Origin of the sequence: Niallia sp. FSL M8-0099, assembly GCF_038006945.1 — a bacterium.
Lineage (GTDB): Bacteria > Bacillota > Bacilli > Bacillales > Cytobacillaceae > Niallia > Niallia circulans.
Genome location: NZ_JBBOWF010000002.1, coordinates 1489643 through 1511925 on the forward strand (window position 1 = coordinate 1489643; position 22283 = coordinate 1511925).

At 36.5% G+C, this 22283-nt stretch carries 20 protein-coding genes; 9 read left to right on the forward strand and 11 right to left on the reverse strand.

The genetic code is table 11. The features are described from left to right. The first annotated feature begins 487 nt into the window (after positions 1 to 487). The 6 genes from NSQ92_RS21820 to NSQ92_RS21845 all read left to right on the forward strand — a co-directional run bounded on the left by NSQ92_RS21820 (position 488) and on the right by NSQ92_RS21845 (position 4914). Entirely contained in the window at positions 488 to 727 is a 240-nt protein-coding gene (locus tag NSQ92_RS21820) for an AbrB/MazE/SpoVT family DNA-binding domain-containing protein (RefSeq protein ID WP_061797075.1), read from the forward strand. Further along, entirely contained in the window at positions 724 to 1059 is a 336-nt protein-coding gene (locus NSQ92_RS21825; RefSeq protein WP_061797077.1) for a type II toxin-antitoxin system PemK/MazF family toxin, read from the forward strand. Before NSQ92_RS21820 ends, NSQ92_RS21825 begins: the two co-directional genes overlap by 4 nt. Positions 1060 to 1279: 220 nt before the next feature. Next, positions 1280 to 2275, forward strand: a complete 996-nt coding sequence (locus tag NSQ92_RS21830) for an ArsR/SmtB family transcription factor (protein ID WP_095321946.1) — start codon at positions 1280 to 1282, stop codon at positions 2273 to 2275. A 30-nt stretch (positions 2276 to 2305) separates the two neighbouring features. Continuing rightward, positions 2306 to 3115: an ABC transporter permease gene (locus NSQ92_RS21835; RefSeq protein ID WP_095321944.1), complete on the forward strand. Its 810-nt coding sequence runs from the start codon at positions 2306 to 2308 to the stop codon at positions 3113 to 3115. A 12-nt stretch (positions 3116 to 3127) separates the two neighbouring features. Next, positions 3128 to 4105 (forward strand): ABC transporter ATP-binding protein, encoded by a 978-nt coding sequence (locus NSQ92_RS21840; protein WP_047940946.1) that lies wholly within the window; start codon positions 3128 to 3130, stop codon positions 4103 to 4105. Continuing rightward, positions 4102 to 4914, forward strand: coding sequence for an ABC transporter permease (locus NSQ92_RS21845; RefSeq protein ID WP_095321943.1), 813 nt, complete (start codon positions 4102 to 4104; stop codon positions 4912 to 4914). The genes NSQ92_RS21840 and NSQ92_RS21845 overlap by 4 nt, the downstream gene beginning before the upstream one ends. Positions 4915 to 4975: 61 nt before the next feature. On the opposite strand, the gene NSQ92_RS21850 is transcribed toward NSQ92_RS21845, so the two are convergent. Further along, positions 4976 to 6406, reverse strand: coding sequence for a phospholipase D-like domain-containing protein (locus tag NSQ92_RS21850; protein ID WP_341153227.1), 1431 nt, complete (start codon positions 6404 to 6406; stop codon positions 4976 to 4978). Between the two features lie 445 nt (positions 6407 to 6851). On the opposite strand from NSQ92_RS21850, the gene ahpC reads away from it, so the two are divergent. After that, complete coding sequence (gene ahpC / locus NSQ92_RS21855) at positions 6852 to 7415, forward strand: alkyl hydroperoxide reductase subunit C (RefSeq protein WP_047940949.1); 564 nt, start codon at positions 6852 to 6854, stop codon at positions 7413 to 7415. A 14-nt stretch (positions 7416 to 7429) separates the two neighbouring features. Next, the gene (ahpF, locus tag NSQ92_RS21860; protein ID WP_047940950.1) at positions 7430 to 8959 is read left to right on the forward strand and encodes an alkyl hydroperoxide reductase subunit F; all 1530 of its coding nucleotides are present in this window, start codon (positions 7430 to 7432) and stop codon (positions 8957 to 8959) included. A 45-nt stretch (positions 8960 to 9004) separates the two neighbouring features. Here the strand turns inward: ahpF and NSQ92_RS21865 are convergent, their stop codons facing one another. Together NSQ92_RS21865 and NSQ92_RS21870 are read right to left on the reverse strand one after the other, a co-directional pair. Further along, positions 9005 to 9202, reverse strand: coding sequence for a hypothetical protein (locus NSQ92_RS21865; protein WP_341153228.1), 198 nt, complete (start codon positions 9200 to 9202; stop codon positions 9005 to 9007). 158 nt (positions 9203 to 9360) lie between these two features. Further along, positions 9361 to 9810: a GNAT family N-acetyltransferase gene (locus NSQ92_RS21870; RefSeq protein ID WP_047940951.1), complete on the reverse strand. Its 450-nt coding sequence runs from the start codon at positions 9808 to 9810 to the stop codon at positions 9361 to 9363. Positions 9811 to 10182: 372 nt separating this feature from the next. Here NSQ92_RS21870 and NSQ92_RS21875 point away from each other — a divergent pair, with 372 nt between their 5' ends. Further along, on the forward strand, positions 10183 to 11844 hold the full coding sequence (locus NSQ92_RS21875; protein WP_047940952.1) for a peptide ABC transporter substrate-binding protein: 1662 nt from the start codon (positions 10183 to 10185) through the stop codon (positions 11842 to 11844). 64 nt (positions 11845 to 11908) lie between these two features. Here the strand turns inward: NSQ92_RS21875 and NSQ92_RS21880 are convergent, their stop codons facing one another. The 8 genes from NSQ92_RS21880 to NSQ92_RS21915 form a co-directional block, all read right to left on the reverse strand. Beyond that, complete coding sequence (locus NSQ92_RS21880) at positions 11909 to 13843, reverse strand: BglG family transcription antiterminator (RefSeq protein ID WP_095258306.1); 1935 nt, start codon at positions 13841 to 13843, stop codon at positions 11909 to 11911. Positions 13844 to 13979: 136 nt separating this feature from the next. Then, on the reverse strand, positions 13980 to 15371 hold the full coding sequence (locus NSQ92_RS21885; RefSeq protein ID WP_341116857.1) for a glycoside hydrolase family 1 protein: 1392 nt from the start codon (positions 15369 to 15371) through the stop codon (positions 13980 to 13982). 18 nt (positions 15372 to 15389) lie between these two features. Further along, positions 15390 to 15704 carry a PTS lactose/cellobiose transporter subunit IIA gene (locus tag NSQ92_RS21890; protein ID WP_047940955.1) on the reverse strand — a complete coding sequence of 105 codons (315 nt, stop codon included), beginning with the start codon at positions 15702 to 15704 and terminating at the stop codon, positions 15390 to 15392. A 104-nt stretch (positions 15705 to 15808) separates the two neighbouring features. Further along, positions 15809 to 17086 (reverse strand): PTS cellobiose transporter subunit IIC, encoded by a 1278-nt coding sequence (gene celB / locus NSQ92_RS21895; RefSeq protein ID WP_047940956.1) that lies wholly within the window; start codon positions 17084 to 17086, stop codon positions 15809 to 15811. A 55-nt stretch (positions 17087 to 17141) separates the two neighbouring features. Further along, positions 17142 to 17456: a PTS sugar transporter subunit IIB gene (locus tag NSQ92_RS21900; protein WP_061797114.1), complete on the reverse strand. Its 315-nt coding sequence runs from the start codon at positions 17454 to 17456 to the stop codon at positions 17142 to 17144. Positions 17457 to 17679: 223 nt separating this feature from the next. Next, positions 17680 to 19284: a xylan 1,4-beta-xylosidase gene (gene xynB / locus NSQ92_RS21905; protein WP_144544975.1), complete on the reverse strand. Its 1605-nt coding sequence runs from the start codon at positions 19282 to 19284 to the stop codon at positions 17680 to 17682. Between the two features lie 370 nt (positions 19285 to 19654). Further along, positions 19655 to 21217, reverse strand: coding sequence for a malate:quinone oxidoreductase (locus NSQ92_RS21910; RefSeq protein ID WP_082138246.1), 1563 nt, complete (start codon positions 21215 to 21217; stop codon positions 19655 to 19657). 237 nt (positions 21218 to 21454) lie between these two features. Next, positions 21455 to 22282 carry a MetQ/NlpA family ABC transporter substrate-binding protein gene (locus NSQ92_RS21915; protein WP_341153229.1) on the reverse strand — a complete coding sequence of 276 codons (828 nt, stop codon included), beginning with the start codon at positions 22280 to 22282 and terminating at the stop codon, positions 21455 to 21457. Between the last annotated feature and the right edge of the window lies 1 nt (position 22283).

Sequence of the window (22283 nt, forward strand, 5' to 3'; positions counted from 1 at the left end):
ATTGGAACCAATCCCGTATTAGAGATTTGATAGATATTGGTAATATTTATATATAATTTTTTTGGCAGATAGTTGATTTCGAAGGGAGAGTCTCTGGATAAATACCCCTTTCTCGAACAGCTGCTCGAATGACTGCGATGGGGTGTAGTCATTGTACTGCTGGAACCTGCTCTGATTGTTTGAATGATCTGTATGCTATGCAAATATAGAAACCTATATTATTTTATGGTAGGGGTTTTCTTTTTGATAGACGGAGCAAAATCAAGCCAGCCAGTCGCTACGCTCCTGACCGATAATCTATGTGAAACAAGAAAATGACGAAGGGAATGTGGACTTTTTACTCATTTCTGCAAAATATCGTATTCTTTTCTACTGATTTGGATATGTATATGTATATACAATGTAGAAACGAGATGATAGAATGGTTTACAACGACAAAGTAGGAAACCAGAATAAAAGTTCACATGACAAAAAAGGAGGAAAACATATGACAACCCTTCAAAAATGGGGAAATAGTTTAGCCGTCCGCATTCCTACTCATCTTGCTAAAAACATTGGGGTAGATAACGGTTCCGAAATAGAACTTCAATTATGTGATGACGGAATCATGATCCGCCCCGCTAAAACGAAACCTACATTAGATGATCTACTAGCCAAAATAAAAGGGAGACCCAATCCACATTTAGATTATGACTTTGGCAAACCAGAAGGGAAGGAATACATTTGAATAACGCTGTTCCTAAAAAGGGGGATATCGGCTTTTTAGACTTCAATCCGCAATCAGGGGTGGAGCAAGCCGGTCATCGCCCTTGTATTATTTTAAGTCCCGAATCTTTTAATTACGCAACAGGTCTTGCTATCGTCTGTCCGATTCGCACGCGAAGCGGAGATTGGCCGTTTGAAGTAGCCTTGCCTCCTGGACTAAATATTACAGGGTATATATTAACAGACCAATTAAGGAGCGTAAACTGGCGAGCAAGAAATTTCAATAAGCGAGACGAAGCTCCAGAAGAAGTATTGGAATCATGTATGGATCTCATCCATACTTTTTTACCGTAATGAACTCTCTTGTTTTCTTAACCCGTATCGAAATCTCGGTACGGGTTTTCTTTTCTATAATGGCTATGTGCCTTTCATCCCCTTCCTAAATGCCAGCTTTCACAGTAAAGAATAATTCCCCATTGACAAATCCTACCTCTCTCTATAAAATACTGAATAATTTTGCAAAATTATCAATTTGATTCGCTAAATAGCGAATCAAAATAAAAGGAAGAGATCCATGGACAAAGTAAACATTTGGATTAAAAAACATGTACGTGTCATTTACTCCCCCTTTCGTGAATTGTTAACAAGTTTACATGTTTTACACAATCCAGCTCATCACCTGACGAGGCTAGACTGGGCAGAAAAAACAAAAGAAGAAATATCAAAAAAGCATTGGAAAATGATTCGATTTTTTGGGGAAATTAGTAATGAATGGCTTAATTTTCTCGATTTGAATGATTATCTTTTATTGGAAGAGAAGCATGTTGAGGAAGCCATTGAACGATTACGTTTACTGCCAGAACAGCAATTTCTTGCTTTCCTGATAGGTAAAAGCAATTTTACAGACGCAAATACAAATCAACAAAAGGTTTTAAAAAAACCTAATTATTATCGGAATCTCCTTTGCGATTTGCTCTATGATTACCAGCAAAATTATTTTGCGCGCGAATTATACCGAATGGAGCCGTGGTTAGTTAAATCTGTTCATGAATTAAAAAAGGCAATAGCAGCAAATCCCTATGAAGCGATCAACGCTATCCATCCACGCTTCAAACTTGATCAAAAATCGATACGGTTTTATAAAGCAGACACCTGGATTTTTGCTTATGAAGAGATAGAAACATTGACGATATACCCATCCAGCTTTATCGCTCCACATCTCTTAGTTGGCTTAGAGGTTCCTGCCATCATTGTTTATTTGCATGTCTCCTTTCCTAATCAGCTGGGAGCTAGTCAAGATATAGTCCCAATAGACTTGCTTTCTACTCTCTCTGCATTAGGGGACAAAACGAGATTACAATTATTAAGACAAATGTCCCGGCATCCCTTTTGTACACTGCAATTATCTGAATCTACCGGGCTTGCAAAGGCCACAATTTCTAAGCATCTAAAAATCTTAGAAAAGGCGTGCTTAATAAAAGGGGAAAGACATGGACACTTTGTGTTTTATGAAACAAATTTGCAAAAATTAGACCAACTGAAGGTCGACTTAAATCAGTTTTTTGATTAGCCTTCCCTTGGTCAAAAGGAGGATACATAAATGTGGTTGAGCATTTCTGCTACTTTTTGGCGAAATTATCTCGTGATGAAAAGAGCTTTTCCTTGGTCTTTTTTTCTAGGTCATATATTAAGCGCCATTTATATTATTGTCTTTGCCTATCTTACCTATTTTTTTGTTTTTAAAGGAGAATTATCATCCAGTTTCTCTGCTTATGCGGGGACAGATGACTATCTTTCCTACTGCATTTTAGGTGGATTACTTTATTCCTTTTCAGTGTCTCTTTTAATGATTACAAGTCGGACACTTATCACAGAACTGCGAGAAGGGACCCTAGAATCCCTTCTTCTAACACCATCGACTAGAAAGGGATATTTTCTCGGCTATGTAGCGCAAGGGTTGATTAGAATTATGTTGGAATTCCTTGTGATTATTGCAGCTGGCTCTCTATTCGGCTTGCATTTACAAGGAATAAACTGGCTTCATGTCATAATTGTTCTTACCATTTTGATTCTTTCCACCTTTTCGATGGCATTAGTATTAGGATCGTTTATGCTCTACTTTCGAGATACATATATCACGCAGAACACTTTATTTGTCCTTATGGGACTTGTTTGCAGCATCACTTTTCCCAGCGACTTTTTACCAGAGGGAGTAAGGTGGGTCAGCCAAGTCATGCCACTCACCTATGGGATTGATGCTTTACGAATGGTCTGGATAGAGGGGACCCCACTTCATGAGCTTTTGGCTCCATTACTAAAAATGGCGGCGCTTGGATTAATTTATTTACCAATGGGCTCATATTTGATGAAAAAAATGGAGAAATACGTACTAGAAAAGCATTTTGGATAAGGAGTGAGAAAAATGATCGAAGCAAAAGGAATTAGTAAGTATTACACAGTGAAAAAAAGAAAGAATTTTTTCCGTTCAGAAAAGCAAGTTGTTTGTGCTGTTAAAGATTTGAACATCTCTATTAAAGAAGGAGAAATCGTTGGCTTGCTCGGTTTAAATGGGGCTGGAAAAACTACAACCATTAAAATGCTCAGTACCTTACTAAATCCAACAGAGGGACAAATAACGATTGATGGTTTTGATGCTGTAAAAGAGGCAATGAAAGTAAAAAAGCACATTAATATGATTGCTGGCGGAGAAAGAATGCTATATTGGCGGCTGACTGGATCCGAAAACCTTCGATATTTCGGAAAGCTCTATCAACTATCAGGTCTAGAGCTGGAAAAACGCATCGCCTATCTTCTCGATCAAGTTGGATTAAAAGAGGCAAAAGATATTCCAGTAGAACTATATTCTAAAGGGATGAAGCAAAGGCTCCAAATTGCGAGAGGACTTATTAATGATCCTAAATATTTATTTCTTGATGAACCAACGCTTGGCCTGGATGCACCAGTAGCCAAACAATTGAGAGGATTAGTGAAAAACTTAGCAAAGCAGGAAGACAAAGGAATCTTATTAACAAGTCATTACCTCGAAGAAGTGGAGGAGCTTTGTGATCGCATCTATATTATTGAAAAGGGATCGATTATTTTAGATGGCACACCAGAAAAAATTATTTCATCTGTTGTAAAAAGCTATCATTTGAGGATGGAAACAAGTTCCCTATCAGCAAATGTGCAAAATAAACTCAAACAAGCATTAGTCGATTGCAGCATTCAGTTTAATTGGCTGACAGAGAGCACAGTGATTCTTGTCGATGCACCATATGATCCCACTTCTTTCCTTATTAATATTTGTATGAATGAATCTGTTCCAATCCTAAAGCTGGAGCTTAAGCGGCCAAGATTAGAAGATGCGATTCTAACCTTAGCAAAGGAGAAATCTGCATAAAGTTGTTTTCTATTTTACAAGCAGAAATGGCTAAAAGTCATAAACATAATTTTCATAACAAGTTTATCTATTTTTCCTTACTCTTATGGCCAGCTTTATTGTTTATTACGTCTTATTATTCCTTTAAACCTTTTAACCTAACGAAATCTAGTCCGCTATCGGCCTATATGGATGTTGACCAAATCACTATGTTTTTACTAACTGGGTACTTAGGATATATTTTCTTCTGGAGTCTCGTTCAATCCGCTTGGAATATGAGCTACGAGCGTCAGGCTGGTACACTTGAGCTCATCTTTCTTACACCTGCAAATCGTTTAACTATCATGTTTGCACGCGCAGCTGGAAATTTGCTTGAAGCCGTATGGCTATTCACTACCTTCATTCTATTGGTGCTTATTGTTACAGGAAAGGCGGCTGAAATTTATTGGGCAAATGTCCCACTTGCCTTATTTCTTCTTAGTGTATCTGCCATTGTTTGGGGGGGATTTTTAAATATTGTCTTTCTCTTTTCGCGAGATGCTGGAATCCTTTTTACCATTTTTGAGGAACCAATGCAATTCTTCTCTGGTGTACGTATTCCAATCCTTGCCTTTCCAATCTGGGGGAAAGCAATTGCCTACCTTTTTCCACTAACTTATGTACTAGATATCTTTCGAGATCTTGTGCTGAATGGAAAAGGTTTTACGCAAATGGTCGGACAATATTCGCTTTTATTTTCCATTATTCTTATCCTTGCCGCTGCCTCTGTCTTGCTTTTAAAAAAGGCAGAAACCCATGCTAAGAATACAGGAAATATGGTCCTTTATTAAGGATAATAATCATGCCTCTGCGTTTCACGTGAAACACAGAGGCTATTTTCTAGAAAATAGCCTACACTAAAAAGTCCACCAGCTTTACGAAAAAGGACAATGCCCTTACCGTCAGTTTCTTCCAAAAACCTGCTTCTGTTTCCTTCACTTTATCATCTGATTTATAAGCCCCATCTTCTAAAACTTGAAGACTTTGATCATTTACCGTTTTATTTAATTCCTCTTGAAGAAAGTGAGCGAATTCTTCACTATCAATCAATACCATTGTTTCGGTATTTAAAAAAGTACTTCTTGCATCTAGATTATAGGAGCCAATTAAACTAATTTTCCCATCAAAGATATACGTCTTTCCATGAAGCGATTCCGTTTTCGGCTGGTACTCATATAACTCATCAACGAAATGAACAATGTCCTTCCTGCTTGCCCAATATCCAGAAAATGCAACTAAGTTCGGTGAAGAGGCAACGGAATTTGTTAGGACCTTCCAATGATCAACCGCTATTTTCTTTTTATCTACATATGCCAGCATTTTCTGCGTTGGCACAATATAAGGGCTTTCTAAATAAATGGATTTTGCTTGTTCACTTAGTGATACAATTTCTTTCCAAATAAGAGGATCTTTATTAAAGCGCTGATGTGGATTAAAAAGAAAATGAACTTTTTTCGTTGGATATGCATCTTTTTTCCAGTTAATCATTTTATCTATCGCCAATGGGTAAACCTCTTTAGCATGTTTTAATAAGTAGATGGCTCTTTTTCGCTTTCGCTCCCCTAACTTTTCCTTCCTTTGTGAAAGTTTCTTTACGGAACTTTTTGTAAAAGGGTGTTCCCAAACATATTGATAATAAACATTCATCTGCTTTAACACACTTGTTTCTAATTTTTCAGTAAACACAAGTACATCGCGATCATTGGAAGCTCCTTTAGATCCTTGTGCACTAAAATATTTATCTCCTATATTTCTACCGCCAACTAACGCAAGTTCTTCATCTATAATAAATAGCTTATCATGAAATCGATTATTCCAAGTCCAAGGCTTTCCTAAATGTAGGGGTTCATAATACTTTAATTCCATATTCGGATGCTGATAAATAGCATAGCTATACAAACGTAAATCCTTATTAAATTGATTGACCATTCCATCCAGTAAAATACGTACTTTTACCCCACGATCTGCTGCTTCAAATAGAGAAGCAAAAAACAAATCAGAATATGTACCTTTTTGAATGGCATAAGTAGATAAATCAATAGATTTCTTTGCATTCTTTATTAACTGCAATCTTGCTAAACCAGAATCTTCCCTGTCTTGAAGTAATACTACTTTATCAGATGACACTACATTCTCTTCGTTCTGCGAGAGGTTCACAGCTGGATTCCAAGAAGAGTTTTCCTTAGGCTTGTAAAAGTAAGGCACGATAACACAGAATACAATAAGGTATAAAAGATAGCATCCAACCAAAACCAAAATAATATTTATGCTTTTATGTATCATAATGTTTCCCACCCAATTAAGTTAGATACAAAGTAGTTTCTCCAATAAATCTTTAATTATGAAAAAGGCCTCTTCTTCTTTTACATAGTTTTATTTCTTAATTTTTTGAAAACGGTATTCCTATTTTTATAGAAGGCTTGATTATATTATTGATAGGCGAACGAGCCCCCCTTAATTGAGAATAATCTTTAATAAATGAAAATTAATAGATCGATAACAAAAACACTGCAAATACAGTACTTATGTTGTCTGCTTTTCACAAATTCACGCAAGAGTTATTATTAATAAAAATTAAAATAAGTATTAATAAGTTTTAGATTATCCTTGACAAAATAATTAAGTTTATATAATAATAAATGTTGAATTGTAATAATTATTATTTGCATAAGTTTGGATTATTTGTCCAAACTAGTAATAAATTATTCATATTAGGAGGAATTTTATTATGTCAATTATTGGAAAAGAAGTTTCACCATTTACAGCTCAGGCATTTCATAACGGTGAATTTATTGAAGTAACAGAAGAAAACTTAAAAGGTAAATGGAGTATTTTCTGCTTCTACCCAGCTGATTTTACTTTCGTATGTCCAACTGAATTAGAAGACTTACAAAACGAATATGCAACATTGAAGGATCTTGGAGTAGAAGTTTACTCTGTTTCAACAGACACTCATTTCACTCACAAAGCATGGCACGATCATTCAGAGGCAATCGGCAAAATCGAGTACATAATGATCGGTGACCCAACACAAAGAATTTCTCGTGATTTTGACATTCTTAACGAGGAAGCTGGTCTGGCAGATCGCGGAACTTTCATTATCGATCCAGATGGTAAAATCCAGGCGGTTGAAATCAATGCAGACGGTATCGGCCGTGACGCAAGCACACTAGTAAACAAAATTAAAGCTGCACAATATGTTCGCAACAATCCAGGTGAAGTTTGCCCAGCTAAATGGCAAGAAGGCAGCACTACACTTAAGCCAAGCCTAGACCTTGTTGGCAAAATTTAAGGGAGTGGCTCCATATGTTACTAGATAATGAAATTAAAGGGCAGCTGAACCAATATCTGCAAATGATGGAAGGCGATGTTGTTCTTAAGGTTAGCACGGGATCGGATGAAGTATCCCGTGACATGCTAGCCCTAGTTGATGAACTAGCTACTATGTCAGCTCATATCAAAGTAGAAACTGCTGAATTAGAAAGAACACCAAGTTTTAGTGTAAATCGTGTTGGCGAAGATACTGGAATTACTTTTGCTGGTATCCCTCTAGGACATGAATTCACTTCTTTAGTATTAGCTTTACTTCAAGTAAGTGGTAGAGCTCCTAAAGTCGATCAAAAAGTAATCGATCAAATTAAAGCAATCAAAGGTGAATTCCACTTTGAATCTTACATTAGCTTAACTTGCCATAACTGTCCGGATGTAGTACAAGCGTTGAATGTGATGAGTCTTTTAAACCCTGGTATCACACATACAATGATTGATGGGGCAGCTTTTAAAGAAGAAGTAGAAAGCAAAGATATCATGGCAGTTCCTACCGTTTTCCTTAACGGGGAATCTTTTGGCAGCGGTCGTATGTCATTAGAAGAAATTTTAGCAAAAATGGGCAGCACAGCTGATGCTTCTGAATTTGCTGATAAAGAACCATTTGATGTATTAGTAGTTGGCGGTGGTCCAGCTGGTGCAAGTGCTGCAATCTACGCTGCACGTAAAGGAATCCGCACTGGTATCGTTGCAGAACGCTTCGGTGGCCAAATCATGGATACGTTAGCTATTGAAAACTTCATTAGTGTGAAACAAACAGAAGGTCCAAAGCTTGCAGCAAGTCTGGAAGAGCATGTAAAAGAATATAACATTGACGTTATGAACCTTCAACGTGCTAAGCGTTTAGAGAAAAAAGACTTAATAGAAATCGAATTGGAAAATGGCGCCGTTCTGAAAAGTAAATCTGTTATTCTATCAACTGGTGCTCGCTGGCGCAATGTTGGCGTACCGGGAGAAGCAGAGTTTAAGAACAAAGGTGTAGCATATTGTCCACACTGTGATGGACCATTATTTACTGGAAAAGACGTCGCTGTAATCGGTGGCGGTAACTCAGGAATTGAAGCTGCTATCGACTTGGCAGGAATTGTGAAACACGTAACAGTTCTTGAATATATGTCGGAATTAAAAGCAGACTCTGTTTTACAAGAACGCTTAAACAGCCTACCAAATGTTACAGTTCTTAAAAATGTTCAAACAAAAGAAATAACTGGTACTGATAAAGTTAACGGTATTACTTATGTTGAACGCGAAACCGGTGAAGAAAAACATATCGAGCTTGCAGGAGTGTTCGTCCAAATTGGTCTAGTTCCTAATACAGATTGGTTAGAAGGCACAGTGGAGCGTAACAGAATGGGTGAAATTCTTGTTGATAAGCATGGCGCTACAAGCCTGCCAGGTGTATTTGCAGCTGGAGATTGTACAGACAGCGCTTATAAGCAAATCATTATTTCCATGGGTTCTGGTGCAACTGCTTCGTTAGGTGCATTTGATTATCTGATTCGTAATTAATAGATTTTGAGAAAGAGCTTCCCTTTTGCGGAGGCTCTTTTTTAGTTATGTTGAGGTAGACGTTGGTGGGTGAAGTGAGAGAGATTGGCTAGTATTTTGGGCTTTAGCTGATTTTACCTCTGCTTTAGCTGATTTCCCTTCTGCTTTGGCTGATTCTCCCTCCAGTTTGGCTGATTTCACCTCTGCTTTGGCTGATTTCCCTTCTACTTTAGCTGATTTCCCTTCTACTTTAGCTGATTTCACCTCTGCTTTGGCTGATATACCACAATTATGAGCTTATATCTACCCCATCTGCTGCCATTCCACTATACCTCATCGACCAAATAAACTCCCCATCACTTTTACCAAATAAAAAAGAGGGTCTGTCCACAAAAAGGATGACCCTAACCACTCCTGCATTATTATTCTAGCTCCAACTCCATCCACTCATCCGTTTCCTTAAAGCCGAACTTCTTATAAACAGGTCTGCCAAGCTTCGAAGCACCCAACCATATTTTCTTAATACCTAAGCTTTTAGCTTCCTCAACTAATTTTGTTAGTAGAGTGGTAGCTATTCCTTTTCCGCGATAAGCATTCTTTGTATACATATTAGTTACGTAGGCCTTTTTTCCGCTCTTGTTCGTATAAGTAGGTGGGAATTCATATATTACGATAGCTCCTGTTGCAATTATTTCATTCTCCTCCATTACAAGCCATTGAATAAGGGAACCTTCTGCTAATTTCCTTTGAAAAAAATCTTCTAGTTCGTTATCAATATCTTTATCTGCAGTAATCCCCTCATCTACTAACTGGAATTTTCTTAGCTCCATTAGCAGATTAATATCTTCCCTAGTCGCTTTGCGATATTCCATTCAATTCCTCTCCTTCCAACTTCCTTATATATAATCTACCCAAAAGCAGGCAGTACTCCTTCAAACTCTATCACGTAACGGATTAAGACAGCAAGAAGAACAACAATCGTTCCTTAATCCCCCCAACACATATCTTTAGAAAGGAATATTCATTATTTTCTAACCTTATCGTTCCATAATTCTGAATCTCTTTTTCTTATAAAATAAAATCCTTCAGATAAAATAGGTCTAAATATACTAAATCTTTCAATAATTATTCAACAATAACTTTACAACTACATCTACTAGTAGGTATAATAATTTTTATAGTTTTGAATGTTCACTAGATAGATAATATTCAGAATTAAACAACATAAACAGGGGGAATACTTCATGAAACGAAAAAATTGGTTATTACTTCTCACGTTTGCATTTGTGCTAAGTGTATTAGCTGCATGCTCTGGCGATAATACCGACGTTTCTACCGACTCAAAGGATAAGGACGGTAAATCAGACGAAAAAGTCCTTAACTTTATAAATCCAGAGGCAATTCCGTCAATGGACCCAGCATTAGCTACAGATGAATCTTCATTTGTTTATCTTGGTGCTACAATGGAAGGGCTTTACCGTTTAGATAAAGATACACAGCCATCACCAGGTATTGCAACTGATCACAAAGTTAGTGATGATGGATTAACTTGGACGTTTACATTAAGAGAAGATGCTAAATGGTCAAATGGTGACCCAGTTACAGCAAACGACTTTGTGTATGCATGGCAACGCGCTGTTAATCCGGACACTAAATCGGAATATGGTCCTTATATGATGAACGGTGTCATTAAAAATGCTGCTGCTATCAGTTCTGGGGAACTAGCTGTTGATCAATTAGGTGTGAAGGCGGACGGTGATTATACACTTGTTGTAGAATTAGAAAACCCAACACCTTATTTTGAGACATTAACTACTTTTGGTACATTCTTGCCATTAAACCAAAAGTTTGTGGAAGAAAAAGGAGATAAATTTGCAACAAGTTCAGAGAACTTATTAGCAAACGGGCCTTATAGCATTACTGAGTGGGATAGTACAGGTACTTCATGGGTTCTTGCAAAAAATGATAGTTATTGGGATGCAAGCACCGTTAAAATGGATAAATTGACATTTGAAGTAGTAAAAGACCCACAAACAGCTCTTGGTTTATATGAAAAAGGAACAGTCGATCGCATGGATCTTACATCTGATTTAGTTGACCAGTATTCAACTGATGAGAATTATAATGTTTCAGCAGACACATTTGTGTATTTCCTTAAATTTAACCAAACAAAATCAGAAGCTTTAGCAAACAAAAATATTCGTTTAGCTCTTAGCCGTGCATTTGACAAAGATGCTTTAGTTAATGAAATCTTAAATAACGGTTCTATCGTAGCAAATGGACTTGTCCCAGCTGACTTTACTCCAATGCCAGAAACTGGTGAGGACTTCCGCAAAGTTAGTGGAGATCTTGTTACTTATGATTTAAAAGCAGCAAAAGATTACTGGGCAAAAGGCTTAAAAGAATTAGGTACAGATAATGTTTCGCTAGAGTTTTTAGCAGATGATGATGCAACAACAAAAACTTTAGTTGAATATGTGGCTAACCAGTTATCTACAAACTTAGAAGGCTTGAATGTTAAAATTAAACAAGTTCCAAAAGAGCAACGACTTGATCTAGATTCTAGCATGGATTATGAGCTGCAACTTTCTAGATGGGGCCCTGACTTCCTTGATCCATTCACATACATGAATTTGTGGATTACAGATGGAGGAAACAATAAAACAGGCTATTCTAATAAAGAATATGATCAATTAGTTGGCGATACAGCAACTAAACTTGCAACTGATAACGTTGCTCGTTATGATAACTTCTTAAAAGCTGAAAAGCTATTATTTGAAGATGCTCCAATTGCACCTGTTTACCAAGCATCAAGAGCACAATTGATTTCACCAAAAGTAAAGAATGTATTTGTAAATCCATTCGGAGCAACTTATGAATATAAGTGGGCAGATGTAGGAGAATAAGAATTAACTTAAAAAGCGGGAGTATACCTATATCGGTAAACCCCCGCTCTTTACTTTCTAACCATCATGCTTCCTTCATTATGCGGATAAATTCCTCATACATACTTGCCTTTAATATTTTATGAACACTTGTGTGGTCCTCAATAAATTTACCGAGGACATCATACATTTCCTGCAAATCCTCTTGACTGTTCTTTTTTACACATAGCAAAAAGATAATCTGAACCGAGTTATTATTCCAATCGATAGGTTTTTCTAAGGTGCATACACATACAAATGTTTTTTCTGTTTGGGGCGTAATCGGATGCGGGATAGCAACCAAGTTCCCATAAGCGGTTGGCGCTACCTTTTCTCTTTCATATACCGCGTCTAAAAATGGTTTTCCCACTAAACCTTTCTTCATTAACTGTGTATGTAAAAAGGTTAAAACCTCTTCTTGGGAATGGAATGTTTTCTTTAAAAAAATAAGATCTTGGCGAAAAAAGGATTCGATTGGCTGATGATTACTTTGGTTTAGAATAAATTTTTCAATTGCCTTTAAATCACTTTCCTTCAATATTGCATTTACCTCAATGACTGGAATGTCAAAGCTCTCCTTAAACGGAATAGAACTAACGATAAAATCAACTTCATTTAAATTATATTGATCGAGCATATAATATTCTGTCGTCCCAACCACATCTAAATTACTGCCAAAATAAGATTTAAGACGATAATAAATTAACTGGGCGGTTCCAAGCCCAGAAGCACATACAACTAAACAGCGTTTTGGACCTGAACGTAATTTAGTTCTTTCCATTGCTGCACCAATATGAAGCGCTAAATAACCAACTTCATTTTCATCCATTTCGATTCCTGTGTATTCTTTAATGGCCAGTCCTGCAATAATCCCTGCCTCATAGGCAAGTGGATAGTTATTTTTAATTTCTTGCAACATGGGGTTCCTTATATTCATTCCATATTTAATGCGGTTAACTGCAGGCTTTAAATGCATACTCATTCCAAAGATAAGTTCTTCATCCTTTTCAATGCCTAAGTCTAATTTTTCTTCTATTTTGGACAAAACAAAATGAACCAGCTGAAGAATATCATCCTCAATTACATGATCAATATGACCCTTTTTCTGGGTAACTAACTTTGTTCCAAGTAAATGCATGGCAATATAGGCAATCTCCGCCTGTGGAAACTTAATTTGATATAGATCTTCTACTTCCTTCACTATTTCATTTGCTACATGATATTCCCTTTGTTGTTCAATTTCATCCAAATCGGCATGAAATATTGCTACATAATGACCACTAACAATCCGCTTTTGGGCGATTACAATATGAATCAATAAATTATTAATAGCGATATCCGATAAAGTAATTTGATACTTTTTTATTTGTCTTAAAATAATTTCTTGGATATTATCCATTTTCTCTTCATTAAAAATAGAAGGATGAGGACTATCTATTGTACTGATTGTTTGTTTTTTACGGTCAAGTACATACTCTGATAAACAAAAGCGAACTTTAATTTCATCCCCAATTGCTTTAAGTCCATAATTCGGTCGTGCTTCTAATATAATGTCATACTTTTGGAGGCTTTCTTTCACATGCTTAATGTCTTGTTGAATAGTAGACTTACTGACAAACAGTTCATCTGCGAGATCATCTAATTTAAGGTATTGATCATTTAATAAAAACCGGATAATAATATAAGTTACTCTGTCTTCTGGTGTTTTAGGGATACCAGTATGAGAAAGTGAGTTTTCTACAAATATAGAATGTAAATACTGTTGAAATACAGCTTTATCCCAAATCTCCAACGTGTAGCCTTTTGAGATAACGGAAATTATTTTTGCACCATGATTATTTAATATAGCATCTAGGTTTTTAATATCTTCTCTTGTTGTTCGCGCTGTCACATGATTAACAGTAGCTAAATATTCACCTGTTACTGGTGTATCCGCTGCCAATAATTCACTTAATACTTGTTTCATTCGGGAGCTTAACAAAATAAAGTCTCCTTCCATTCATTTTTTACTATTTTATCCATATACATTTTTACTCAAAAAGGTTCTGATCTTAACTCTTGATCAGAACCTATCTTGATATCTAGAAAGATTATATCAGAAACATTCATGGTTGTTCCTAAAATCCATTATTGGCTGCTACATTTTTAAACCAGTAAGCACTTTTCTTTGGTGTTCTTGTCTGTGTTTTTAGATCTACTGAAATGAAACCGTAGCGATTTTTATAAGCATTGGACCATGACCAGTTATCCATGAATGTCCATAGATGATATCCTTTAACATTACAGCCTTCTTCAATAGACTTATGCAGCCATTGTAAATGTCCTTCAATAAATTCAATACGATAATCATCTTGAATTTGTCCATCTTTCAAGAAACGCTCTTCATCTTGTACTCCCATGCCATTTTCGGAAATAAAGGATTCCACATTCCCATAGTTTTCCTTTAAATTCACCATGATATCGTAAATACCTTTTTCGTAAATTTCCCAGCCGCGATAAGGGTTCATTTTTCTGCCTGGCATCTCATAGGGATCAAAGAACCATTCTGGCATAAAAGGGCTATAAGGATTGGGTAAATGCTCTTTTGCCTTTACTCGGCGGGGCTGATAATAGTTGACACCAAGAATATCAACTGTATTTTCTTTAATTAGTTCTAAATCTCCTTGCTCACTATTCGGTAGTTGTCCATGTTCACGTAATATTTCTACTAATTCCTCTGGATATTCACCAAGAACAGCAGGATCTAAGAAACTTCTATTAAAGAATAAATCACAAATATTCGCAGCTTTTAAATCATATGGATTCTGGCTTCTTGGGTAGGATGGTGTTAAATTTAAAACAATCCCTATTTTTGTATCTTTGTCTTGACTCCATCCTCGAAAAGCTTGAACAGCTTTCGCATGTGCTAAAACTGTATGATAGGCTACTTGTGCAGCCTTCTTAAAATCTACGATATTCGGATAATGAAAATCATATAAATATCCACCTTCTACCGGAACAATCGGTTCATTGAACGTAAACCATTTTTTCACACGATCACCGAATAGCTGGAAGGATTGCAAAGCATAGGCTTGGTAAGCATCTACAACTTCACGATTTTCCCAGCCACCGATTTTCTGCATCTCTAGCGGCATATCAAAATGATACAGGGTAACGAATGGTTCGATTCCATTAGCTAGTAGCTCATTAATTACATTATTGTAAAAAGTTACAGCTTCTGGGTTCACTTCTCCCCGTCCGTTTGGAATTAATCTAGACCAAGAAATAGATAAGCGGAAAGAATTATGCCCAATTTCCTTCATCAATTGAATATCCTCTTTATATTGATAGTAGAAATTAGAAGTAGTTTCTGGCCCTACATTGTTAAAAAAGCGATTTGGTTCTGCCTCATACCAATGGTCCCAAATGTTTTTTCCTTTTTCTGCTTCATTCGCTGCTCCCTCTATCTGTGTTGCAGATGTGGCACTTCCCCACCAAAAACCTTTAGGAAATTTGTATTGAACAGTCATTTTAAGAAACCTCCAAAATTATTTATTACGATAAATCTCAATTATTTCAGTAGCTAAATCACGAACAGTAATAGCTGTCATCAAATGATCTTGAGAATGAACTAAAATCACATTCACACCCGCACCATTTCCGCTCGCTTCCTCTTGGAGTAGTCTCGTTTGAAAACCATGCGCTTTACCAAGTTCGGAACTTGATTCTTCTAGTAATCGATCCGCTTCTTCAAAGTTTCCTTCTTTTGCTTCTTGTATTGCTTCCATTGCACATGAACGTCCATTTCCAGCAAAAAGAATTATTTGAAAAGCTATTTCTGTCATTTTGTTATCTGTTTCCATCCCTGTCACTCCATTTCTAAAACTAAAGGGGGTTTACACTTAAGGTTAACTAAGGTAAATCCCCTTCCTCTTAATGTAAAACTTATTTCTATCTTGCTGACTGCTTATCCTTTTTTCTCTGTTTCATAATAATTTTTGTCTAGAACTTTTAGGAATGGCCACCAAATCACCATCACAACAAGTAAGTTAAAGATTTGCAGTGCTGCCCCTCTCCAATCATTACCAGTTGCTAAGAATCCACTAATACCAATCGGTGTTGTCCACGGAACAATGATACCTGCTGGTTTCGGAACGATACCTGCTGACATTGTCAGATACGTAATGATTGTTACTACTACTGGCGCTAATAACCACGGAATAAGAACTAATGGGTTCATAATGATTGGTAAACCAAAGATAATTGGTTCATTTACGTTGAAAATTCCAGCTGGTCCACCTAGTTTTCCAAGTTCTTTTGTTTGTCTGCTCTTACCGATTAAGAAGATAAGAATAACAACCCCCAATGTCATCCCAGTACCACCCATACCTACTAGGAACGTATCCATAAATTGTTTTGTGATAACGTTTGGAAGCTCTGTTCCTGCTTGGAAAGCAGTAAAGTTTTGGTCATTCAATGCATACCAGATTGGGTCAAGGACAGAGTTCATAATAATTTGTCCGTGTAAACCGAAGAACCAGAATAATTGAATTAATAATACCACTACGATTGTTGCTGGAAGACTACTACCTAGAGCAGTTAATGGCTCTTGAATAATTGTATAAATAAAGTTTTGTACTGTTTCAAATGGTGTAAAGCTGAAAAGAATACGAATGATTAAAAAGAATGTTAATGTTAGTGTAATGGGAATCAATGCACTAAAGGATCTAGATACAGAGTCCGGTACACCTGGCGGCATTTTAATCGTCCAATTTTTCTTCACAAAGAAGCGATATAGCTCTGCGGAAATAAATGCTGTGAAAATCCCCAAGAACATACCTTGTGCGCCAAGAATAACTGTTGGGATAACCCCAGTTACTTCCCCTAATTCTTGTGGGTTTAAAATAAGGAATGATGCAACCCCTACAACAGCTCCATAAATTGCTTCAAGACCATAATGCTGTGTCAGCTTATATCCAATTCCCATTATGACAAAGAGTCCCATAATACTTAGCGTTGCTGCGGATGCTGGACCTAATGCATTTTGATAAGCTGCATAAGCATCTTCGCTTATCATCTTATCTAGGAAAGGAAAGTTTGCAATTACAACAAAAATTGATCCAAAAATGATTAGCGGCAAGGCAACCATAAATCCATCACGTAATGCTGCTAAATAACGATTGTTGTTCAATTTCTCAGCAATTGGCAATAGAATATTTTCCAAAACCTCCATAAATTTATTCATAAGGTTTTTCCTCTCTTCCTTCTTTTAGTAAATGCTTTCATTTGGAAATAAACGATTACTTGTTATTCTCGATTAATTCTAACGCTTTGTTTAAAACAGCCAATCCATCAATTCGTCCATAAGCAACTGGATCAATAACATCTAATGGAATTCCAACTGATTCTGCTTGAGTAGCTAGTTTCTTTTTTAAAAAGCGCATTTGCGGACCAATTAAAAGGACATCTGCACGTTCCATATCTGTCTGTGCTTTATCTTGAGCAACAGCCCAAATTTCTGCTTCAATGCCTTTTTCCTTTGCAGCGTCTTTCATTTTAGAAACTAATAGACTAGTAGACATTCCTGAAGAACAAGCTAATAATATTCTTTTCAATTTAATGACCTCCGAGTAATTTATTTTAAGTAAATTATTTATGATGATTACTACGCTTTTATCTTACAATGAAAACTCTTACAACTTAACATATTGTTTTTCCGTCTAAAGGGGGAAATGAAATGTTAGCACTTTCATTTTACTTCCGCATATATAAGAGAATATTATGTGCTAGAAAAGGAAAAAAATAAAAACCCAGGAGCTAATTTCCTGGGTTTTACCATTATTCATTTTCTTGATAGCGGAAATATTTAAAGTCTGCTGGTATATTTTGACCACTTGTATCTTGACATTGTATTCCTACAAATGCTCCAGTAAAGAAACCGCCACCGCGAATATAGTCATCAGATAGTTTTTTTGATTCAAATACTATATCTAGTGTATTCCACTCTACTTTATCAAATGAGTAAGAGTAGTAGTAGTATTCATTTTCGACTGTGACTCTTAAGTAAATATATTCTATTTCGGTTGGAACAATTATTTTCTCCTTCAATGGTTGAGAGAAAGAAAAGTTGTCATTAACCATTAAATCAAGGATGCGTCCAAGATTTTCATCATATGTCACTTGCAATGCTGTCCAGTTTTCAGTGTTATAGTAATTTACTAAACCTGCAGCCTGCTGTATATTCTCTGGCGTAAAAGCTACGGCTGTTTCCGCTTCAAATTGAAGGCTTTGCCAACGTCTAGCAACAAAAGATTGTGTAAAGGTTGATGTTAATGATTCTTGGCCAAATAAGCGTAAATGATGAGGTCTTTCTGATAAAGAACCTAATTTCTCTGTAAAAGGAATGCGCAATGTTTGGAAATTGATATTGAGCTTATCTTCCTCAAATTCATCGACAACTGGATAAGTTGGAGGAAATTTTGTTTCTGGAATCTTTGGAGCTTCTACTTCCAAGCTCCCTTCTTTTCCGCCAACTACATATGGCCAGCCATCTCTCCATTCCAGCTTCTGAATCGCTGTTTCCCTTCCTAAAGGACAATATCCCCTTTGTTGGATTATAGAATCATCATCTGGATGAATAGGACGGCCAGTTAAATGAGCTAAATACCATTCATCCGTATGGGTGTGAACAATAGAAGCATGCCCACATTTTTGCAATGGATTTCTAGGATCATGCCAGGAAGTTAAAAGTGGGTTATCCGGATGAACCTCATAAGGTCCTTCTATATTTTTGGAGCGTGCAATTGTTGCAGCATGCTCATATTTCGTTCCGCCTTCTGCTGTTAATAAATAATAGTATTCACCAATATGATAAAGATGCGGCGCTTCTGTTAATTTAATATCCGTGCCTTTAAAAATTATTTGCGGCTTATTAATTAGCCTTTTCTGCTTGGTAGAGTATTCCTGCATAACAATTCCGCCGAAAGGATGACGGCCAATACGCTGATCCCACAGCATATTTAATAAATATTTCTTGCCATCCGCGTCATGAAACAAGGAAGCATCAAAACCAGAGCTATTTAATTTAATCGGCTCTCCCCAATCCCCATCTACCGTTTCGGAAGTAACCAAATAATTGTGACAATCTTTCCAAGCGCCATCCACTACTTTTACATCAGTATAAATAAGCCAAAACTTCCCGTCGCTATAGCTTAAGCAAGGAGCCCAAACACCACCAGAGTTAGGATTTCCTTTCATATCTAGTTGAGAAACTCTTTGTAATGGGTGTGCAACTAATTCCCAATTCACCAAATCCTTTGAATGATGTATTTGTACTCCTGGAAACCACTCAAAGGTAGATACTGCGATATAGTAGTCTTCACCGACTCTGCAAATGCTTGGGTCTGGATTAAATCCTTTCAGTACAGGGTTGATAATTTTCATTTAAAAAATCCTCCTTATGAATAATGATTTAAATAGACTAGTATTTTTCTAATTTGCAATTTTTCAAAATTCCCTCCAACTTTCAAACTTACCCAGCTAATAATTTGTAATCCAAAAGTTAGTTTGTTTGTTGTATAAACAAAGTTAACCATTTTTTGAAAGCGCTTGTCAATCATTTCGCAAAATTTAAATCATTTTTCTATACATATAGAAAAAACATAGGAATAGCGAAGCTTCTATCGGTTTCTCCAAAAGAAAAACTTCCATCCCATGATGAAAGTTTTTTTAAATAAATGTATCTGATTTTGTATTACTTGTTCGAAAAAAATTTTTTCTCTCCTAGTTGAATGTATTAACAATCTAATTTCGATTAGTGATGAATAGGGCTTTTTTCAGACAATCGCAATGTTTCTGCTGTTAATGTATGAACGTCATGCAATAGCTGGGGGTTTTCTTTTAGGGATAATCCATACGATGGGATCATTTCCTTTAATTTCGGCTGCCATTCTGGCATTTTTTCTGTAAAACATTTCTGGATTACTTTCAGCATAACGTGAACAGCAGTAGAGGCACCAGGTGAGGCACCAAGCAATGCTGCTATAGAGCCATCTGCCGCACTTACAACCTCTGTTCCAAATTGAAGTGTCCCTTTTCCGCCAGCTTCTGTATCCTTTATTACTTGGACACGCTGCCCAGCTACCACAAGATCCCAATCCTCCGCTTTGGCATTCGGGATAAATTCACGTAATTCTTCTATTCGCTTTTCTTTTGAAAGCATAAGCTGCTGGATTAAATAACTTGTTAAGGACATATTTTTTGCACCAGCTGCCAGCATCGTTAACAAATTATCTGGCTTAACAGATGTAATTAAATCAAACATGGAGCCTGTCTTCAAAAACTTAGGTGAAAAACCAGCAAAAGGGCCAAAAAGCAATGATTTCTGATTATCGATGAATCGTGTATCTAAATGGGGAACAGACATGGGTGGTGCTCCGACCTTTGCTTTACCATACACCTTTGCATGATGTTTTTCGATTATTTCTTGATTTTTGCAGACTAAAAATATACCACTGACTGGGAACCCACCCATATGTTTACCTTCAGGAATACCAGATTTCTGCAGTAAATGTAAACTGCCGCCGCCGCCGCCAATAAAGACGAATTTAGCAGCATGTGTTTCCATTGTGCCACTATTTAAATTTTGTACCTTTGCTTCCCATAAACCATCTTTCGTTCGTTTTAAATCATTTACACTGTGCTTGTAGTTAATTTCTACCCCCTTTTTCAATAAATCAGCAAACAGCAAGCGTGTTAAGGCACCAAAATTCACATCTGTTCCAGAATCAATCTTTGTCGCGGCTATCGGCTCTTTTAATTCGCGATCTTGCATAATGAGAGGTATCCATTCTTTTAGTTTTTCAGGATCCTTTGAAAATTCCATTCCTTTAAATAGCGGATTACTTACCATTGCCTCAAAACGTTTTTGTAAAAATGCTACATTTTTTCCCCCTAGCACTAAACTCATATGTGGCAATGGTCTAATAAAATCTTGTGGATTATGTAATACTTGATTATTTACAAGATGAGACCAAAATTGCAAGGAAACTTGAAACTGTTCGTTAATTTCTACCGCTTTACTTATGTCTACAGAGCCATCTGGTTTTTCTACTGTGTAGTTCAATTCGCATAGTGCCGCATGACCTGTTCCCGCATTATTCCATTCATTCGAGCTTTCTTCACCTGCACTAGCCAATTTTTCAAACACTGTAATTTTCAAATCTGGGTCTAATTCTTTTAAAAGCGTTCCTAGAGTTGCACTCATAATCCCGGCACCAATTAAAATAACGTCTGTTTTCGTCTCTCGTCTGCTCATTTTAACCTTCCTTATACTTTTATTTTCAGAAAGAATGTAAGCGTTCCCTTTTTGATGCATTAAAGTAACCAAGGAATTATTTAAGCTATCATCTTTTCTGGATCAAGCATCACCTTGTTACAGCCCAACTTATTTTCAAAAAATTTTAAATAGTTACCTATAATTATACGCTAATTATTCATTTTTTTAAAGCCAGAATTTCCCCAAAAAGAAAGCCCTATCCTTATAAATAGTTAGGATAAGGCATTGATATGCTATTTATCAGTGAAATATGACTGTCTTTAGACAACCTCTTATTTAAAATGCAGGAATGGCTGTTTCGTCATATTTTTTCTCTAAAAATTTACGAACCTCTGGACTAGTCATTGCTTCCGCTAGCTTTTGAATAGGTTCCCAATCTGCATTATCTTTACGAGCAACTAATGTAATCGCAAAATCATTTTCTACCCCTTCTACTAACAAGGCATCACTTTTTGGTGTTAAGCCAAGTGGGGAAGCATAAGCTGGTGTCATCACGACTAGATCGGCATCATCATACATTCTTGCAAGCATTAATAAATCAACTTCTTCAAACTTATAGTTTTTCGGATTTTCGATAATATCCGCTTTGGTGTAATAAGGACCCGTTTTCTCTTTTAGCTTAATGACATCATGTTGAGCCAATAATGCCAAAGAACGGTCTACATTGGATACATCATTAGCAATTGCGATTACAGCACCTTCTGGCACATCATCCATAGAATCATATTGTTTTGAATAAACACCATAATTTGCAAAATAAATAGCTTTTACTGGCACTAATTCAGCGTTATTACTTCGGTTAAACTCTTCCATGTAGGGGACATGCTGGAAGAAGTTTGCATCCACTTCTCCTGCCGCAAGTGCCGTATTCGGCTGTACATTATCACTTAATACTTTAACATCAAGGTTAATACCTTCCTCTGCTAATGTTGGTTTTACTAACTCAAGGATTTCCGTCATTGGTGGTATTAAAGACGCTACTTTTAGCGTTACTTCTTCTTTTTCCTTGGTATTCGTTTGCTTTTTATCTGTTTCTGTCTTTTCTTTTCCGCAAGCTGCTAACAGAAATAGGCCTATTATCATTAAAAATAATATTTTTTTCATT

What these genes read in the sequence shown, in the direction of transcription:
- celB (WP_047940956.1), bottom strand. Translation starts at nt 17,086, where the DNA reads ATGAATAAATTTATGGAGGTTTTGGAAAATATTCTATTGCCAATTGCT.
- NSQ92_RS21870 (WP_047940951.1), bottom strand. Translation starts at nt 9,810, where the DNA reads ATGGAATATCGCAAAGCGACTAGGGAAGATATTAATCTGCTAATGGAG.
- xynB (WP_144544975.1), bottom strand. Translation starts at nt 19,284, where the DNA reads ATGAAAATTATCAACCCTGTACTGAAAGGATTTAATCCAGACCCAAGC.
- NSQ92_RS21885 (WP_341116857.1), bottom strand. Translation starts at nt 15,371, where the DNA reads ATGACTGTTCAATACAAATTTCCTAAAGGTTTTTGGTGGGGAAGTGCC.
- NSQ92_RS21840 (WP_047940946.1), top strand. Translation starts at nt 3,128, where the DNA reads ATGATCGAAGCAAAAGGAATTAGTAAGTATTACACAGTGAAAAAAAGA.
- NSQ92_RS21915 (WP_341153229.1), bottom strand. Translation starts at nt 22,282, where the DNA reads ATGAAAAAAATATTATTTTTAATGATAATAGGCCTATTTCTGTTAGCA.
- NSQ92_RS21830 (WP_095321946.1), top strand. Translation starts at nt 1,280, where the DNA reads ATGGACAAAGTAAACATTTGGATTAAAAAACATGTACGTGTCATTTAC.
- NSQ92_RS21835 (WP_095321944.1), top strand. Translation starts at nt 2,306, where the DNA reads ATGTGGTTGAGCATTTCTGCTACTTTTTGGCGAAATTATCTCGTGATG.
- NSQ92_RS21890 (WP_047940955.1), bottom strand. Translation starts at nt 15,704, where the DNA reads ATGGAAACAGATAACAAAATGACAGAAATAGCTTTTCAAATAATTCTT.
- ahpF (WP_047940950.1), top strand. Translation starts at nt 7,430, where the DNA reads ATGTTACTAGATAATGAAATTAAAGGGCAGCTGAACCAATATCTGCAA.
- NSQ92_RS21875 (WP_047940952.1), top strand. Translation starts at nt 10,183, where the DNA reads ATGAAACGAAAAAATTGGTTATTACTTCTCACGTTTGCATTTGTGCTA.
- ahpC (WP_047940949.1), top strand. Translation starts at nt 6,852, where the DNA reads ATGTCAATTATTGGAAAAGAAGTTTCACCATTTACAGCTCAGGCATTT.
- NSQ92_RS21910 (WP_082138246.1), bottom strand. Translation starts at nt 21,217, where the DNA reads ATGCATCAAAAAGGGAACGCTTACATTCTTTCTGAAAATAAAAGTATA.
- NSQ92_RS21820 (WP_061797075.1), top strand. Translation starts at nt 488, where the DNA reads ATGACAACCCTTCAAAAATGGGGAAATAGTTTAGCCGTCCGCATTCCT.
- NSQ92_RS21850 (WP_341153227.1), bottom strand. Translation starts at nt 6,406, where the DNA reads ATGATACATAAAAGCATAAATATTATTTTGGTTTTGGTTGGATGCTAT.